12 protein-coding genes are annotated in these 16,338 nt (G+C 60.1%); 5 read left to right on the forward strand and 7 right to left on the reverse strand.

What is annotated here, in order from left to right:
• Positions 1-6: 6 nt before the first annotated feature.
• The 3 genes from A3OO_RS0117745 to A3OO_RS0117755 form a co-directional block, all read right to left on the reverse strand.
• The gene (locus A3OO_RS0117745) at positions 7-1,614 is read right to left on the reverse strand and encodes a carboxyl transferase domain-containing protein (RefSeq protein WP_018409199.1); all 1,608 of its coding nucleotides are present in this window, start codon (positions 1,612-1,614) and stop codon (positions 7-9) included.
• Positions 1,615-1,629: 15 nt separating this feature from the next.
• The gene (locus A3OO_RS0117750) at positions 1,630-2,799 is read right to left on the reverse strand and encodes an isovaleryl-CoA dehydrogenase (protein WP_026223114.1); all 1,170 of its coding nucleotides are present in this window, start codon (positions 2,797-2,799) and stop codon (positions 1,630-1,632) included.
• 109 nt (positions 2,800-2,908) lie between these two features.
• Positions 2,909-4,510 (reverse strand): phosphoenolpyruvate carboxykinase, encoded by a 1,602-nt coding sequence (locus tag A3OO_RS0117755; RefSeq protein WP_018409201.1) that lies wholly within the window; start codon positions 4,508-4,510, stop codon positions 2,909-2,911.
• Between the two features lie 328 nt (positions 4,511-4,838).
• On the opposite strand from A3OO_RS0117755, the gene A3OO_RS0117760 reads away from it, so the two are divergent.
• Entirely contained in the window at positions 4,839-5,168 is a 330-nt protein-coding gene (locus A3OO_RS0117760) for a hypothetical protein (RefSeq protein ID WP_018409202.1), read from the forward strand.
• Between the two features lie 40 nt (positions 5,169-5,208).
• Here A3OO_RS0117760 and A3OO_RS0117765 read toward each other — a convergent pair whose 3' ends face one another.
• Complete coding sequence (locus A3OO_RS0117765; protein WP_018409203.1) at positions 5,209-5,826, reverse strand: PRC-barrel domain-containing protein; 618 nt, start codon at positions 5,824-5,826, stop codon at positions 5,209-5,211.
• A gap of 170 nt (positions 5,827-5,996) precedes the next feature.
• On the opposite strand from A3OO_RS0117765, the gene A3OO_RS0117770 reads away from it, so the two are divergent.
• From A3OO_RS0117770 to A3OO_RS0117785, 4 genes are all read left to right on the forward strand, one after another.
• Entirely contained in the window at positions 5,997-7,187 is a 1,191-nt protein-coding gene (locus tag A3OO_RS0117770; protein WP_245257186.1) for a glycosyltransferase, read from the forward strand.
• Positions 7,180-8,322, forward strand: a complete 1,143-nt coding sequence (glf, locus tag A3OO_RS0117775) for a UDP-galactopyranose mutase (protein WP_018409205.1) — start codon at positions 7,180-7,182, stop codon at positions 8,320-8,322. The genes A3OO_RS0117770 and glf overlap by 8 nt, the downstream gene beginning before the upstream one ends.
• A gap of 183 nt (positions 8,323-8,505) precedes the next feature.
• A complete protein-coding gene (locus tag A3OO_RS0117780; protein ID WP_026223116.1) occupies positions 8,506-11,244 on the forward strand; it encodes a glycoside hydrolase family 2 protein in 2,739 nt (912 codons plus the stop codon).
• Positions 11,245-11,285: 41 nt separating this feature from the next.
• On the forward strand, positions 11,286-13,091 hold the full coding sequence (locus A3OO_RS0117785) for an ABC transporter ATP-binding protein (protein WP_018409208.1): 1,806 nt from the start codon (positions 11,286-11,288) through the stop codon (positions 13,089-13,091).
• A 21-nt stretch (positions 13,092-13,112) separates the two neighbouring features.
• On the opposite strand, the gene A3OO_RS0117790 is transcribed toward A3OO_RS0117785, so the two are convergent.
• The 3 genes from A3OO_RS0117790 to A3OO_RS0117800 form a co-directional block, all read right to left on the reverse strand.
• Positions 13,113-14,327 (reverse strand): glycoside hydrolase family 1 protein, encoded by a 1,215-nt coding sequence (locus tag A3OO_RS0117790; RefSeq protein WP_018409209.1) that lies wholly within the window; start codon positions 14,325-14,327, stop codon positions 13,113-13,115.
• Between the two features lie 33 nt (positions 14,328-14,360).
• Positions 14,361-15,653: a family 1 glycosylhydrolase gene (locus A3OO_RS0117795; RefSeq protein ID WP_018409210.1), complete on the reverse strand. Its 1,293-nt coding sequence runs from the start codon at positions 15,651-15,653 to the stop codon at positions 14,361-14,363.
• 383 nt (positions 15,654-16,036) lie between these two features.
• The gene (locus A3OO_RS0117800; RefSeq protein WP_018409211.1) at positions 16,037-16,330 is read right to left on the reverse strand and encodes an HdeA/HdeB family chaperone; all 294 of its coding nucleotides are present in this window, start codon (positions 16,328-16,330) and stop codon (positions 16,037-16,039) included.
• Positions 16,331-16,338 lie beyond the last annotated feature (8 nt).

Below are 16,338 nucleotides of genomic sequence, written 5' to 3' on the forward strand. Positions count from 1 at the left end.
CAGGACTCACATGCGAAACAGGCCAAATCGCGTTTCTTCGATCGGCGCCTTCAGCGCGAAGGATAACGCCAAAGCGACAATCCGTCTCGTGTCGAGCGGGTCGATGACGCCGTCGTCCCAGAGCCGGGCGCTGGAATAGAGCGGCAGGCTCTGGCGCTCATATTGCTCACGAATCGGGCGCGCAAAGTCCTCTTCCTCTTCTTCCGAGAAAGCCTTCTGCTGTTTCTCCACGGCCTCGCGCTTGACGCGGGTCAGCACGCTCGCGGCCTGTTCCCCGCCCATGACTCCGATGCGCGCACCCGGCCACATCCATAAAAATCGCGGCGAGTAGGCGCGCCCGCACATGGCGTAATTGCCCGCGCCAAAACTGCCCCCGACGATGATCGAGAGCTTCGGCACTGCAGCCGTAGCCACCGCCGTCACCATCTTCGCGCCTTCCTTGGCGACGCCGGCGCTTTCATACTTCGCCCCGACCATGAAGCCCGTCGTATTGTGCAAAAAGAGCAGCGGTATTTTTCGTCGCGCGCAAAGCTCGATGAAATGCGCCCCCTTTTGCGCGCTCTCGGGAAACAAGACGCCGTTATTGGCCACGATCCCGACGGGATAGCCATGAATGTGTGCGAAACCTGTCACCAGCGTCGGGCCATACAGCTTGCGGAATTCCTCGAATTCGCTCGCGTCGACGAGACGCGCGATCACCTCGCGTATGTCGAACTGCTTTCGCGGGTCCTGTGGCAACAGACCGTATATCTCGGCGGGATCGTAGCAAGGCTCCGCAGGCTTTCTCACCGGAACGGTGATGGCGCCTGAAGGTCCGAGATTGCCGACGATCTGACGCGCGATCTGCAGGGCATGCGCGTCATTCTCAGCACAATGATCGGCAACGCCAGAACGGCGGCAGTGAACGTCGGCGCCGCCGAGCTCCTCGGCGGTCACAACTTCGCCCGTCGCGGCTTTGACGAGAGGCGGGCCCGCCAGGAATATCGCGCCTTCGTTGCGCACGATAATCGTTTCATCGCTCATCGCCGGAACATAGGCGCCTCCGGCGGTGCACGAACCCATGACGACGGCGATCTGCGCAATGCCGCGCGACGACATCGTCGCCTGATTGTAAAAAATTCGGCCGAAATGATCCCGGTCGGGAAAAACATCCTCCTGGCTCGTCAGATTGGCGCCGCCTGAATCGACGAGATAGAGACAGGGCAGATTGTTCTGCGCGGCGATCTCTTGCGCGCGAAGATGCTTCTTTACAGTTAAGGGGAAGTAGACGCCGCCTTTGACCGTCGCGTCATTGGCCACGATCATGCATTCGCGGCCGCGCACCCGCCCTATGCCGGCGACGACACCGGCCGCTGCGACACGCCCGTCATACATGCCGTAAGCGGCAAATGGCGCGATTTCGAGAAAGGGCGAGAAAGGATCGACAAGCGCGTCAATGCGCTGACGCGCGAGCATTTTACCGCGCGCGAGATGCCGCTTACACGCCTGCTCGCCGCCACCTGCTCGAATATCCGCCGCAATCCGCTTTAGCTCGGCGACGCGATCGGTCATCCGTTGGCGGTTCTTCGTGTAATCGGCGTCTTTCGGATTAACAAGGCTATCGAGGCGGGGCATATTTCTAATCCAAAGTCAGGCTGTCTCCTGAAAGAGTTCGCGCCCGATCAACATGCGGCGGATTTCGCTTGTTCCCGCGCCGATCTCGTAAAGCTTGGCGTCGCGCAATAGTCTTCCTGTAGGATATTCGTTCATATACCCGTTGCCGCCGAGGCACTGAATTGATTCAAGCGCCATCCATGTCGCGCGTTCAGCGGCGAAAAGTATCGCGCTCGCCGCATCCTTTCTGGTCACGCGGCCGCGATCGCTCGCCTTGGCGACCGCATAGACATAGGCGCGCGTCGCCATGACCGCCGTGTACATATCTGCGAGCTTGCCCTGCATGAGCTCGAACTCGCCGATCGGCTGACCGAACTGTTTGCGCTCATGAACATAAGGAAGCACGACATCCATGCAGGCCTGCATGATACCAAGCGGACCGCCGGCGAGCACAGCGCGCTCGTAATCCAGGCCGCTCATCAGCACATTGACTCCGCGCTCGGGGAGCCCAAGCACGTTCTCTTCGGGAACCTCGCAGTCCCGGAATACGAGTTCGCATGTGTTGGAGCCGCGCATGCCGAGCTTGTCGAGCTTCGCGCTTGATGTAAATCCGGGAAAGACGCGCTCGACAATGAAGGCGGTGATGCCATGCGGTCCGGCGCCCGGATCGGTTTTGGCGTAGACGATCACGACATCGGCGTCGGGGCCGTTCGTCACCCACATCTTGCTTCCGTTCAGAACATAGCGATCGCCGCGCTTCCCCGCGCTAAGCTTCATGTCCGTGACGTCTGATCCGGCCCCAGGCTCCGACATCGCGAGCGCGCCGACGTGGCGTCCACTGACGAGATTGGGCAGGTATCGTCGCTTCTGTTCGTCCGAACCGTTACGATGGATCTGATTGACGCAGAGATTGGAGTGCGCGCCATAGGACAGTCCGACCGACGCTGAGGCGCGGCTGATTTCCTCCATCGCCAGCACATGTTCCAGATAACCCATGCCCGCGCCGCCATACTGCTCATGCACGGTCAGACCCAGCGCGCCGAGCGCGCCGAGCTTGGGCCAAAGATCAGGGGGAAAAGCGTTTTGCGCATCGATCTGCTGCGCCCTCGGGGCGATTTCCGCCGTCGCGAAGGCTTCGGTTGCGCTGCGCACGCGGTCGGCGACATCGCCGAGATCGAAGTCGAAAGTAGGCGTCCAATGGCGCATGCGCATCCTCCGACGGCGCACCAAGATACAGCCTATATTTCTCGAATCAGCGAAGTTTCAAGTTGGCGCGTGCCTGCGCGACTCTGTTTGGCGCAAGACGCTGCGCTGGCTATCGGACGGCGCCGGGCTGGGCGTCGAGCACCTGCTGGTCGACGACGGGGGCGAACCGGCTGAAGTTCGCCTCGAACATTCCGATCAGCCTTTTCGCCATATTGTTAAAATCTTCGCGCGAGGACCACGTCTGGACAGGATCCAGCATCTTGGAGTCGACGCCGAGCGCAGACGTCGGCACGCATAGACCAAAGGAGGGATCCGTCCGGAAGTCGGCTTGCGTGAGGGACCCGTCGAGAGCGCCCTGAAGCAAAGCGCGCGTCGCCGCGATCGGCATTCGACGTCCGATCCCGTAGGGTCCGCCCGACCAACCGGTGTTCACCAGCCAGCAGTTTGCTTCGCTGGAACAGATGAACTCGCGCAGCAGATCAGCGTATTCCGTCGGGGGGCGCGGCATGAAGGGCGCGCCAAAGCAGGCGGAGAACGTCGCCTGGGGCTCTTTGACGCCGCGCTCGGTCCCCGCGACCTTCGCGGTGTAGCCGGACAGAAAATGATACATCGCCTGCGCGGGCGTGAGACGCGCGATCGGCGGCAGCACGCCAAATGCGTCACACGTCAGCATCACGATGTTCCTGGGATGACTCGCGCGACGCGTCGTCGAAGCATTGGAGATGAAGTCGAGCGGATAAGCGATCCGCGTGTTTTCGGTTTTTGAATCGTCGTCGAAGTCAAACCGCCCCGCGCCGGGATCGTACGAGACATTCTCAAGGATTGCGCCCCGACGGTGAGACGCGGCGTAGATGTCCGGCTCCGACTGCTGCGCGAGCCGGATCGCCTTGGCGTAGCAGCCGCCTTCGAAGTTGAAGAGACCGCTCTCGTCCCACCCATGCTCGTCGTCGCCAATCAGGCTGCGCGCCGGATCGGCCGAAAGTGTCGTCTTACCTGTCCCAGAAAGTCCGAAGAACACCGCCGATCCACCCTCGCCGTCATTGACGGCGCAATGCATCGGCAACACGCCTTTCGCGGGCAGAATAAAGTTGAGATAGGTGAAAATCGATTTCTTGATTTCTCCCGCATATTGTGTGCCGCCGATCAGCACGACGCCTCTCGAGAAATCGATGGCGATCACTGTGGTGGAGCGACACCCGTGCCGCAATGGGTCGGCCCGGAAGGAGGGCAGATCCAGAACCGTCAACTGCGGCTCGAAACCACTCGTGCTCTCAACCGGAGTGAATAGGTGCCGCGCAAAGAGCGAATGCCAAGCGTATTCAGTCAAAACGCGAATATTTAGCCGATGCGCTGGCGCGGCGCAGGCATAGAGGTCCTGAGCGAAGAGCCTCATACGACGCGCGTGCGTCAGCATGTCTTGTTGCAACCGGCCAAATTGCTCTGGCGTCATCGAAAGATTGTTGTCCCACCAGATCGTCGATTCGGTCAGCGCGTTGCAGACGATGAATTTGTCGTTCGGCGATCGCCCCGTGTGGGCGCCGGTTTCCACAACCAGTCCGCCCGTCGAGGATGCGACACCCTCCCCGCGTCGGATCGCTTCGGCGTAGAGTTCGCTCGTCTCGCAATTCCGACGCGCCTTTGTGAGGAGGTCTGTGTCTTCATCCGCCCACCCCCGGACGTCATCCGCCCGCCACATCGCCGTGTTCGCCATCCCGAGATCTTCCTCACCGACTCGCTAACATGCGACGCGAACCGAGTTTGACGCGCCAGCTAAGCGCAAGCACTTTCAGGAAATAAAGCATAGATTATTCAAATCAAGGCGCGCGGCTTGCGTCATTGGCTAACAGGAACTTACACGCACACGAACAGCCAATCGCAGTAGCGCCCAAGGCCGCAGCAATGCGCGACGCCGAAAATGGCTGGGTGAAAGCCGACCGGCTGACGCCCGACACCGCGACGTTCCCGCTTCCTTAATTGGAACAACGACCTCGCGAGCGGGTTAAGGCGAGGCTCGAACTATTTCGAGGATGGAGGCAAGAATGGCGACGCCAGAACTGGAGCGCATCCGACAATCGGATCGCCCGATCAGCGAGACTGCTGCGGTCATGGGCGACAAAGCAATGGCGGCGGCCGACAGAGTCGGGCAACGCATCAATCAGACCATGGAGCAAGCCGGATCGGCGATGTCGACGGTCCAGGAAAAGGGCAGCGAAGTTGCAGGACGCGCCGGCGATGTGATCGGCAACTTCCGGCAGGCCATTGAGAAGTCGGCGCGCAGTCAGCCAACGACGACGGTGCTCATGGCCGTGGCTGCGGGATTTATGCTGGGCGCGATGTGGAACTCGGGCAGCAGCTATCCGCGCGATTAAAGTTCGATGAAGAATGGCCGGCGCATACGCGTCGGCCATTTCAGTTTCGGCCCAATGCGCCGGGGTCTCGCGCGCGATCAGCGGGTAAGGCGCTGGGCCAATCGTCGGCTTGAAGCGCCGGTAGCGCGTCGAGCTCCCTCCTGGATATTTTACTGTGCGCAGAATCGGCTGTGAACTCTATGTTCGCCGGATCGACGGCGCGTAGCGTCTCTTCGACGCCGCCCATTCCATATTGGGCGATGACCACATAGGCGAGACCGCGCTGATCGCGTCTCAGCATGAGATCAACGATGACGCCGAGCTTTTCGCCGCTCGCGTCTATGACATTAGCGCCAACGGCCGCCGACGCAGAAAAGAGCGACGGCACAGCGTCCGCGTGGCTGCTCTTGCGTACGGCCTTGATGCTTCCGTCCTCATGCCTTGCCTGCCTTCCCAACCATCGCCACACCCCAATCAGGTTGACCACCGTAAGAAAAAGATTGGTCAGCAGCAGATTGCGCTGATGTGAGTACGTCGCGGTCAAGCTCCAGGCGACGGAGCCCATTGCAAACACGACGAAACCCCAGCCCGTGACGCGCGCGCCCGCGTTGGCGGCGGTCATCATCGCGGCGATCATCGTTGCGGCCGGTGCGATCCAGCCTAACGCCCATTCCCACATAAGAACCGCCAGTAGCCTCGCGCCGCCGTTTAACTGAAACGCGCCGTTAGAGACGCTGTTCCGACAGAGTGGCCATCCGGAGATCGGCCAGCGCGGGAGCGTGATCGCGTTCCGTCGCCCGAAGCTGTCCAACTGTTCATAATGCCGGAACAAAGCTGCTGAACCCGAGTTTGTTCAGGGAAACCGAAAAGCACAGAAAACGGCAAGGCTTGAGGTGGGGCATGATGTCAGTTCCAAGTCATCTCTTTTGTTTCTCCCATCTTCGTTGGAACTTCGTTTATCAGCGACCACAGCATCTTTTGAGTCGAGCAGCTAGAAACCTCGGCGTCTTCTACGTTGAAGAGCCCATCTTTTCCCAAGATGACGTCGGCGTAAACATCCAAAGGGATGAAGCCTGCGGCGTCGTTGTCGTGACGCCTGTTCTTCCAGAAGGCCTCTCACCAGACGAAATCACTAATGCGCAACATCGAGTCGTAAACGAGTTGCTCGCTGATGTGCGGCCTTCGCGATGGGTTAGCTGGTACTATACGCCCATGGCGCTTCAGTTTACTCGCCATCTGACTCCCAACCTGCGCGTCTATGACAATATGGATGAGCTTTCCGCGTTTGCTGGAGCGCCGCAAGGCATTCTCGATCTCGAACGAGAGTTGATGGCCAAAAGCGATCTCATGTTCGTCGGCGGACAGAGCCTGTATGAATCTAAACGTCAGCGACACGACAACATTCACGTTTTTCCGAGCAGTGTCGACACCGCTCACTTCAAGAGCGCGCGAGACCGCAGCGTTGATCCCGATGATCAAAAGGAGATTGCGCATCCCCGCATCGGGTTCTTTGGCGTGATCGACGAACGCATGAATATGGATATCGTCGCCGGCATTTCGGCGCTTCGGCCGCAATGGCAATTGGTGATGATCGGCCCCACCGCGAAGATCAGCCCGGAATCTCTGCCGCGCGCCGAAAATATCCATTGGCTGGGCTGCAAACAGTATCAAGAGCTTCCGAATTACCTATCCGGATGGGACGTCGGAATCATGCCATTCGCGTTGAATGAAGCGACGCGTTTTATCAGTCCGACAAAAACGCCCGAGTTTCTTGCTGCAGGCGTGCCGGTGGTTTCAACCCCGATCACCGATGTCGTCAATCCCTACGGCGCGGCCGGGCACGTGGAAATCGCGTCGAGCGCGGAAGAGTTCGTCGCTAAGATTGATCTGTTGCTGGCGCGCCCGAAGGCGCATTGGCTCAGCGCCGTCGATGCGCATCTTGCGGAAATGTCGTGGGACAAAACCTGGGCGAGAATGATGCTGCACATCGCAAGCGTCGGCGCCGAGTCCAAATCAGCGCGGGAGGGGCAACTTGTTTGACTGGCTTATCGTCGGGGCAGGCTTCGCGGGAAGCGTGCTGGCCGAACGGCTCGCGTCGCAGCGCGACGAGCGCGTCCTTCTTATCGATCGTCGGCCGCACATCGGCGGAAACGCCTATGATCGCTACGACGACGCCGGCGTGCTCATGCACCAGTACGGCCCGCATATCTTTCATACGAACTCGGAAGCCGTCTTCGAGCATCTTTCGCAGTTCACGCGTTGGCGTCCGTACGAGCACCGCGTGCTCGCGAATGTGGACGGCATGCTCGTGCCCATTCCGATCAACTTGGACACGGTGAATCGCCTCTACGGTCTCTCCCTAGATTCCGAGCAACTTGCGCAGTGGTTCGCAAGCCGCGCCGAACATTGTGAGGAGATCAAAACGTCTGAGGACGTCGTCGTCAGCACCGTGGGACGAGAACTCTACGAGAAATTCTTTCGCGGCTACACCAAAAAACAGTGGGGCGTAGAGCCGTCGCAGCTGGACAAGTCCGTCACGGCGCGGGTGCCTACGCGCCTCAATCACGACGACCGCTATTTTGGCGATGAATACCAATTCATGCCGCTTCACGGCTATACGCGCATGTTCGAACGCATGGTGAAGCACCCCAACATCAACGTCATGCTGCAGACCGACTTTGAGGAAGTGCGCAACGAAGTCTTCTATAAACGGCTGATCTTCACCGGGCCGATCGACGAATATTTCAATTTCCGCTTCGGTAAGCTGCCCTATCGATCGCTGCGCTTCGAACATGTCACGCTCGACAAGCGGCAGCATCAACCTGTGGCGGTCGTCAATTATCCACAAACCGAAGCCTATACGCGGGTGACCGAGTACAAGCATCTCACGGGTCAGGACCATCCTAAAACAAGCTTGACCTATGAATTCCCGAGCGATGAAGGCGATCCCTACTATCCTGTGCCGCGCCCGGAAAATGCGGAGATCTACAAGCGCTACGAAAAGCTCGCGATCGCACAGCAAAATGTTTGGTTTGTCGGGCGGTTAGCAACCTATCGCTACTATAATATGGATCAGGTGGTCGGCCAGGCGCTCGCGACGTTCCGGCGGATCAATAAGGAGATCCCAGCTCGCAACAGCGCGGCCTTCGCGACTGCCTCAGTCGCCGCTGAATAGTCGAGTCGCGATCGCGATGAGATAAACTCTGTTGCGCTGCGATCCGGCTAAGCTTGAGTCATGAATAAAAATACTGGCGTTTTGACGGTCGCTATGTAGAAAATCGACTGTGGATCGCTCATTGTTATATCGACCAACGCGTCGATGCTCCGGCGCCGGCACTTTTGGTCGAGGAGAGGTTAGGTGAGCGCAGCGCGCATATCCCTAGACGGGTCATGGGACTTCAAATATCTCGGCTATGGCGCTAAGCCGGCCGAGAGCAGGACGATTCTTGTCCCGAGCCCTTGGCAAGCCCAATTCGCCGATCTGCGCATGCGCGGTGGCGTCGCGGTCTATCGCCGAGAGGTGGAGATACCTGACGAATGGCTGGAGCAGCGGGTGTTTCTGCACTTCGGCGCCGTTTTCCACATTACCCATGTATTTGTGAACGGCGCATTCGTAGGCAGCCATGTGGGCGGCTTCCTGCCGTTTCATTTCGACATCACAGACCGGATCGTCAACGGAAAGGCCGAGATTAAGGTGAAGGTGGAAAGCCCCACCGACGACCCGTTCGAATTCCCCACGACGCCATTCGCCGAAATGCCCTTCGGCAAGCAGAGCTGGTACGGCCCGCTCTCTGGGATATGGCAGTCCGTGTATCTCGAAAGGCGCATCGCGGACCACGTAACCACGGTGCGCGTGCGTTCATCGCAGACGAGCGGAGAGATTTCGGCGCAAGTGCGCTTCGAGAGCCCGCTCACCGACGCCGCCGACGTGACGATTACGGTCGTCGACGCAGAGGAAAACGCCGTCGCGCATTCATGCGCCAAACTGGCGGCCGGCGTTGAGAACGCCCTGCTGTATTCATTTGTGCCTGCGCCGCGCTGCTGGTCGCCTGAGACCCCCTATCTCTATCGTCTGCAAGTCTCGATGATGCGCAAAGACGTCGTCGTCGACCAAACCGAAACGACATTCGGTTTTCGCAGCGTCGAAACCCGCGACGGGAAATTGTATCTCAACGGCAAGCCGTTCTATCTGCGCGCCGCTCTCGACCAGGACTATTATCCCGACACGATCTGCACTCTGCCCTCCGTCGAATTTCTCGAGGATAGATTTAACAAGGCGAAGCAACTCGGGCTGAACGCACTGCGCTGTCACATTAAGGTGCCGGATCCGCGCTACTATGAGGTCGCCGATCGCCTTGGCCTGCTGATTTGGGCGGAACTGCCGAACGCCGGGGATTCGACAGAACTCTCGCGAGAGCGCAAGGAGCTCACGCTGAAGGGCCTGATCGATCGCGACGGAAACCATCCTTCGATCTTTTGCTGGACGCTGATCAACGAGAATTGGGGCGTCGACCTTGTCCATGACGCCTATCACCGCGCATGGCTGAAGAAGCTGTACCTGTGGCTCAAGTCCTACGATCCGTCGCGGCTTGTCGTCGACAATTCCCCGTTGGCGCCAAGCTTTCACGTGCAGACCGATCTCGCGGATTTCCATTTCTATGCCGCCATTCCCGATAGTCGGGGGGACTGGGATCAGTTCGTCGAGGAACTCGCCGGAAGGGCCGAATGGCTCTTCAGCCCCGAGGGCGACGCCGTCATCACGGGACAGGAGCCGCTGCTATGCTCGGAATTTGGCAATTGGGGGCTGCCTGACCCTGAGAAGTTGAGAGACGCGGCCGGCGCCGAAGCCTGGTGGTTCGAGACCGGCCACGACTGGAGCGAAGGCGTCATGTATGCGCATGGCGTTCGCAACCGATTTCAAGACTGGAGTCTCGATCGCGTATTCGGCACGTTCGAAAGCTTCATCGAAGCGACGCAGTGGCAACAATTTCGGGCGCTGAAATACCAGATCGAAGCCATGCGACGGAGGCCGCAGATCGCGGGCTACGTCATTACCGAGCTGACCGATTGTCACTGGGAGGCGAACGGCCTTCTCGACATGCGGTCGAATCCGCGCGTTTTTCACAATCTGTTTCACTCGATCAATGCCGATACTGTTATTCTGCCCACACTCGATCGTCCCGCCTATTGGTCGGGCGACGCGGTTCGCCTCTCGCTCTGCGTGGCGCATGGCGGGCCAAATCCACTGGAGGCGGCGGCTCTCGACATATCGCTCACCGAGCCGGTGACGTTGGAAATCCCCTCCATCGAGCCCGGCGCTGTGGTTGATCTCGGCATGATTTCGGTAAATCTGCCGGTGGTCGAGCACTCCTGCGTGCGCCGTCTCACCCTGCGCTTGCGTTCTCTTGACGGACGACTTCTCGCGAGCAACGAAATCGACGTCGCCGTGCATGCAAGGCCGCGGCCGCCGGAGCTTTCGCTATGGTCGTCACACGGCGACATTCGGGACCGGTTGCAGGCGCTTGGCTATAGATTGGCGGAAGGGGCCGAGACGGCGGACGTCGTCGTCGAGACGCACGCTTCGACCACGCTTGCGACCTATGTGCGCGCCGGCGGGCGAGCAGTTCTCTTGACCGAAACGCCCGGCTCGCTCACGCCATTCTTTCCGCATTGGCAAAACGTCAAGGTGATGGCGCGAGACGGCACGCTCTGGCGAGGCGACTGGGCGTCCTCCTTCGCCTGGCTTCGACGGCAGGGGCCGTTCGCCGCGATTCCCGGCGGGCCTCTGCTCGATCAGGCGTTTGATCGTGTAATCCCGACGCATATCATCTCCGGCTGCAATCTCCTTGATTTTCAGGCGCGGGTTCACGCCGCGCTGGTTGTCGGGTGGATCCATCGTCCGGCTGCGATTGCGGTCGGACGCAACTACGGCACAGGCCGCATCGTGATCGCGACCTTCAAACTGTTCCGTGATCCTCCGGGAGAAGATCCAACCGCCGCGGCTTTGCTTGGCGGCCTGATCGAGGCTGCGGCGCGAAGCGCCGGTCCGGCGCCAGCGATCTCCAAGCTCGAACCCGTAGGCTGGGAAGACCTTTAGGCGAGCTGGCGCGTTATAGCGCCATGCATTCTACGCACGACATGACAGACGTCGCGGTTTATCGCCGGGCGCTGACATACTTCCTACAAGACCGGGTGCGGATCGCCGCGCTTGTCGCGATGATAGCGGTCTCCGTCAGCGTGGGCCTCCTTGAGGCGTGGCCGCTGGCGGTGCTTGTCGACTCCGTGCTTTCCAGCGAACCGAAAGGCAACTGGATACACAGCTACTTCCTTGCCATATTGCCGAAGGACAAGCCGGGGCAGATCGCAGGTCTGGTCGCGATCGGGCTTGGACTGCAACTCGTCGGATATACGGCCTGGATGGGCCGCATGATGATCAACTATTACCTCAATTATCGCGGCACGACGCGGGTGCGGTTTGATCTCTTCACCAAGCTTCAAAATCTTGGCCTCACGTATCACCGCAGCCGACCGCAGGGCGATTCGATCTATCGTCTGACGACAGACGCCTTCGGCCCGTGGGGCATCGTCGATGTCGTGATTGGAACTTCGGTTGCGGCCGTAACGCTCACCGTGATGACCATTATTCTTTTCTCTCGAAACGTCAGTTTAACGCTGGCGGCCTTTACCGTCGCCCCCTTCATGATATGGAGCAACTGGCGATTTGGCGTCAGAATCCACAAACGCGCGCTTGACTCGAAGCAGATCGACGCCGATTTGACCGCGCATATTCAGCAGGCGATGGCGCGTATACCTTTGGCGCAGGCGTTCCGTCGCGAGGCTTTCGAATTCAGGCGCTTCTCCGGAGCGGTCGGCAGAAGCGTCGAGGCGCTGCTGAGTTTGAATTGGCAGGAACAGCTCTATCCTCTCGCACGCGACGGCATCCTCTCCGTGGGAGGCGCGATCATCCTCGGCTATGGAGGCTGGCTCGTTTACCGCGACCAGTTTCTCGTGCCCGTCGCCGACGGAATGACGGTCGGGACGCTGCTCATTTTCATCGACTACTTGCGCAAGCTTTGGGACCCGCTGAAATGGCTCAGCGAGTTCTTCGCCAAAGTGCGCATTTTCGAGGCCGCGTCTCGACGGGTTTTTCATGTGCTTGACGAACCGGAAGCCGTTGTCGATGCGTCGGCGGCGCGTTGGATTTCGAGCAAGCCGCGAACTCTGACGCTCGAACGCGTAAGTTTTGACTACGGGAGCGGCAAGCAAATTCTCACCGACGTTTCGGCGACGATACGGCCGCGCCAGATGGTGGCCTTCGTCGGAGCGAGCGGCGCCGGCAAGAGCACACTCTTAAGTCTCATGCTTCGGTTCTACGATCCAACGAGCGGGGCGCTACGCCTGGATGGCGTCGACTTCAGGAACGTACGGCTCGAGGCGCTAAGAGCGCATTTCGCGCTCGTCGCACAAGACAGCCTCGTGCTGCCGGCGACCATCGCAGAAAATCTCGCTTATGGCCGGCAGAACGCAACGCGAGCGGACATTGAACGCGCGGCTGAAGACGCGGGCGCCGCCGAATTCATTCACCCACTGCCTGATGGCTATGAAACCGTGCTCGCCGAGGGCGGCGCCAATCTCTCCGGCGGTCAGCGTCAGCGAATCGCCATCGCGCGTGCGCTGCTATCCGACGCGCCGTTCCTCATCCTCGACGAACCAACGAGCGCGCTCGATCCCGAGCAGGAGCGTCGGCTGATAGAAACGCTGCACCGACTGAAAGGATCACGCACGATTATTCTCGTGACCCACCGTCTGGAGTCGGTTGTCGATTGTGATTGCATCTTCGTCATGAGCAAAGGACAAATCGTCGAACGCGGCGCGCACGACGCGCTCATCTCTTCAGGCGGCGCTTTTTCAAAAGCGCGGAGACGTGCTGAAGCAGCGGAGTGACGTGCGGGGATTAGGATCTCGTCAACGCGCCGCGTAGCGCTTGCGCCTCGCAAGATTGAACTGCGAGGCGCGACGGGATTCAGCCTCCTGCTGCGCCTGATGAAGCGCTTCGAGCGGCGCTGCGCCTTGAAGCGCTTCCGCCATCGGTTCGCATAGAAGCCGGCCTGCGCCGGGGTCGCGGTGACAGAGCGGATCCCACAAACCCATGGGCGTCCAAAGATCGCGATCATGCCACTCGGGCATTCCCAGGATCGGGTAAAGGCACGCGCCGCGCAAGGGCACGTTCTGTAACAAGAGCGCATGGCAGGCGCTGACAACTTCGCACAGCCACGGTCCACGATTGTCCCCGACGTGACTGGTCTCCGTGATCATGACCTCGCGGCCGTAACGCTGCCAGACAGAGAGAACGAGATCCGAGAGCGGCGCTCGGCGCGGATCATCGTCGTGAAGCGGCGGCACGTTTCCGTCAGCGTTCGGCGTGTCGTTCAACTCCCACTGATTGGTCCAGTAATAATTGATTCCCACCACGTCCAAATGTTCAGGACTGCCGCCGAGTTCGGGCAGAAGCCTGCCGCACAACATGTCCCAGCTTTGAAACACGAGCCTGTTATTGAAATCATGCGCCTGAGGAGAAAGATCCGGCCTGTCCTCGGGACAGACGACGCGGCACAAGGGATCGACACTGACGAAGCGCGCATCGGGACAGGCGGCGCGTATCGCATTGATTCCAGCGATTGCGCCACGCGCGAGAACGACCTTCAGCTCCCAGCCTCGTCCCGACCCGTACGGCGCGAACAGCGCCTTCTCGCCGCCGGCATAGGCCATGAAGGAAGGCTCATTGATCGGCGTGAAGACGCAGGGACCATCCATGCGCGCGGCCACGAAGCGCGCCACCGCATAGCAGTAGTCGGCGAAACGCCGGGGGAACGCCTCGGACCAAAGGTCGACGTCCTGAGGGAAACCATAGTGAAAGAGATCCCATATCACCCCTACGCCGTGGCGGTTTGCGGCCTCTATGAAGGGTTCGAGCGAGGAGAAATCGTATCGACCGCGACAGTCGACGAGCGGCCAACGAACAGTCTCACGCGCGGCATGCAAGCCCAGTCGCGCGATGTCGGCATAGTCCGCGTCGACATTGGCGTCGTGACCTGTCGCGACGACCTGATCGAACCACTCGCCGTGCCGGTTGAAGCCTGTCGACCCCTCGAAACCCGCAAGAAAGAAACTCTGAAACATGCCTTTACTCCCGGTTCGCTCGTGGAGGCTGCGCTACGGCAGCCGAGGCGCTGGCGCGAGCGGACCCACCGCAGCCGCGCCACCGGACGTCAGTCGACGATAGGCGTCGACAAGGGGCGTCTCGATACGTTCCAGCCGCCCCGATGGATCAGGATTGAGATCCCAAAGCCCCATTTGCAAAAGATGATCGTGGAGCGGCCGCAGCCCCTGTCGATAGGCCCATGTCACGAGCGCGAACATCGGCCACCACGTATAGCCCACAATCGGAACGCCCTCCGCGCGCAGCGTCTTCACCGCCTCGACCGAGTCAGTGAGCCACGCCTGTCGCTGTCTCACCGAACCCTTGGTCGCGGTTTCCGAGATCATGATCGGCGCGCCATAGCGTTCAAAATACATCTCGCCGATCTTCGTCACGAGCGCGCCTGACGCGTAGGGCATTCGAACGCGCAGTCGCCCGAAACGATCCCGCGACATCCGTTTGAGCGTGAACATCGGGTAAAGATTCACGCCAATGACAGAGAGCTCAAGCGGGCGTTCTCGAAAGGCGTTCAGCGCCGGTTCCGCCGCCTCCTGGCTCAGAAGCCAGGTCCACAGCGGATGACGCGGATCGACGCGCCCGCTGATGAGATCGAGCGCAAGAAACACGATCCTTTGACGCCGCTCTGCCTCCTCGGCCAAGGCCGGGTCGCTCGACTCGAAAACATCGGTGGCGTCGACGTGAAACGCGACGATTTCGGGGTCGACGTCATGTAGCGCACGGGTCGTTTCGACGATTCCGCGACAGATCGACAGCATCACCGCAACGAAACTCGACCAGCTGCGCCCGTACGGCGGCCACCAGCCCAAACGTCCGCAATACCATGCGGTGATCCGAGGCTCGTTCAGCGGCGTGTACCACTTGATCCTCCCACGGAAGCGTTCAGCAAGGCGGGCGGCGTATTCTGCCACGCGCCTTGGATAATCCGCGTTGAGGAACGCGTGCTCCATCCAATGCGGCAAACCGTAATGCACGAGGTCAACGATAGGATCGATGTTAAGTTCGAGCATGCGCTCGAGCGCGGCGTCGACGAAGCTGAAATCCCAGGTCCCCGGCGCCGGTTGCACCCGATGCCAGGGCACGCCATAGCGCGCGCAGGGAACCCCCAATTGCGCCATCAACGCGATATCCTCTTTCCACCGCCGGTAATGGTCCGTCAGCTCATATTCGTCGAGCATGCGCCCGGTTCTTGGATGCGGATCGGTGATGAACGTGTCTTCAACGCCGGTGGCCCATAGAAAGGCGCCCGGCGCAGTGAGCCGATCGAGTTCCGTCGCGCTCGGAAGCATCAGGCGCGATTCACAAGAACGCGGCACGCAGCAGCGGGATGTGTGCTGCCAGCCCGAGGGTCGCCGCGGTGGACCACAGACAGCGTAGGCGCCGGATCCGATGGCGTAGGAGCGTCGTTCACCGAAGGCGTCCTCCGTCTCTTCGCCGCGTGTCGCGCGTGAACCATCGCGAATGCACGCTCAAGCTCGAGACAGCAGCGGCGTGCAGGCCCCTACCTTAACCCTGGAGATCGGCGTCGGTTCCGGCGCGCCGGCGCATCCCGTTCCCGCAGCTGAGAAAGTCGGACGACGGCAGACTGCCGCGTTGGAGCTGTAAATAATGAAATTCAAAAAGAAATTGGCAAAGCGCACGGCCGACTCCCTGGCCGTGCGCTTCATTCGGGTCAGCGGGCGTTCTTCTGGATCGCATCCATGAGCGAAGAATTCGGCTTCTTCTTGCAATAACGCGTGATCTTATCCGTATTGCGTTTCACGTAGCGCGATTCGATTACGGTGATGTTGTTCTTGGAGCTGAAATAGCCCCTCATCCAGTTGGCGACGAAGTCCTGAGTGTCTGCGTCGTACCCGGCAAACTGCTTGCAGGTGATTTCCGACATTTCGATCGTGACCTGCGCGTTGGCCGGAACGGCGAAGGCGGCCGCGGCGAGAGCGCCAGCGAAAATAAGTTTGCGATTCATGTGGTTCC

The sequence above is a fragment of the Methylocystis rosea SV97 genome (genome assembly GCF_000372845.1).
Lineage (GTDB): Bacteria > Pseudomonadota > Alphaproteobacteria > Rhizobiales > Beijerinckiaceae > Methylocystis > Methylocystis rosea.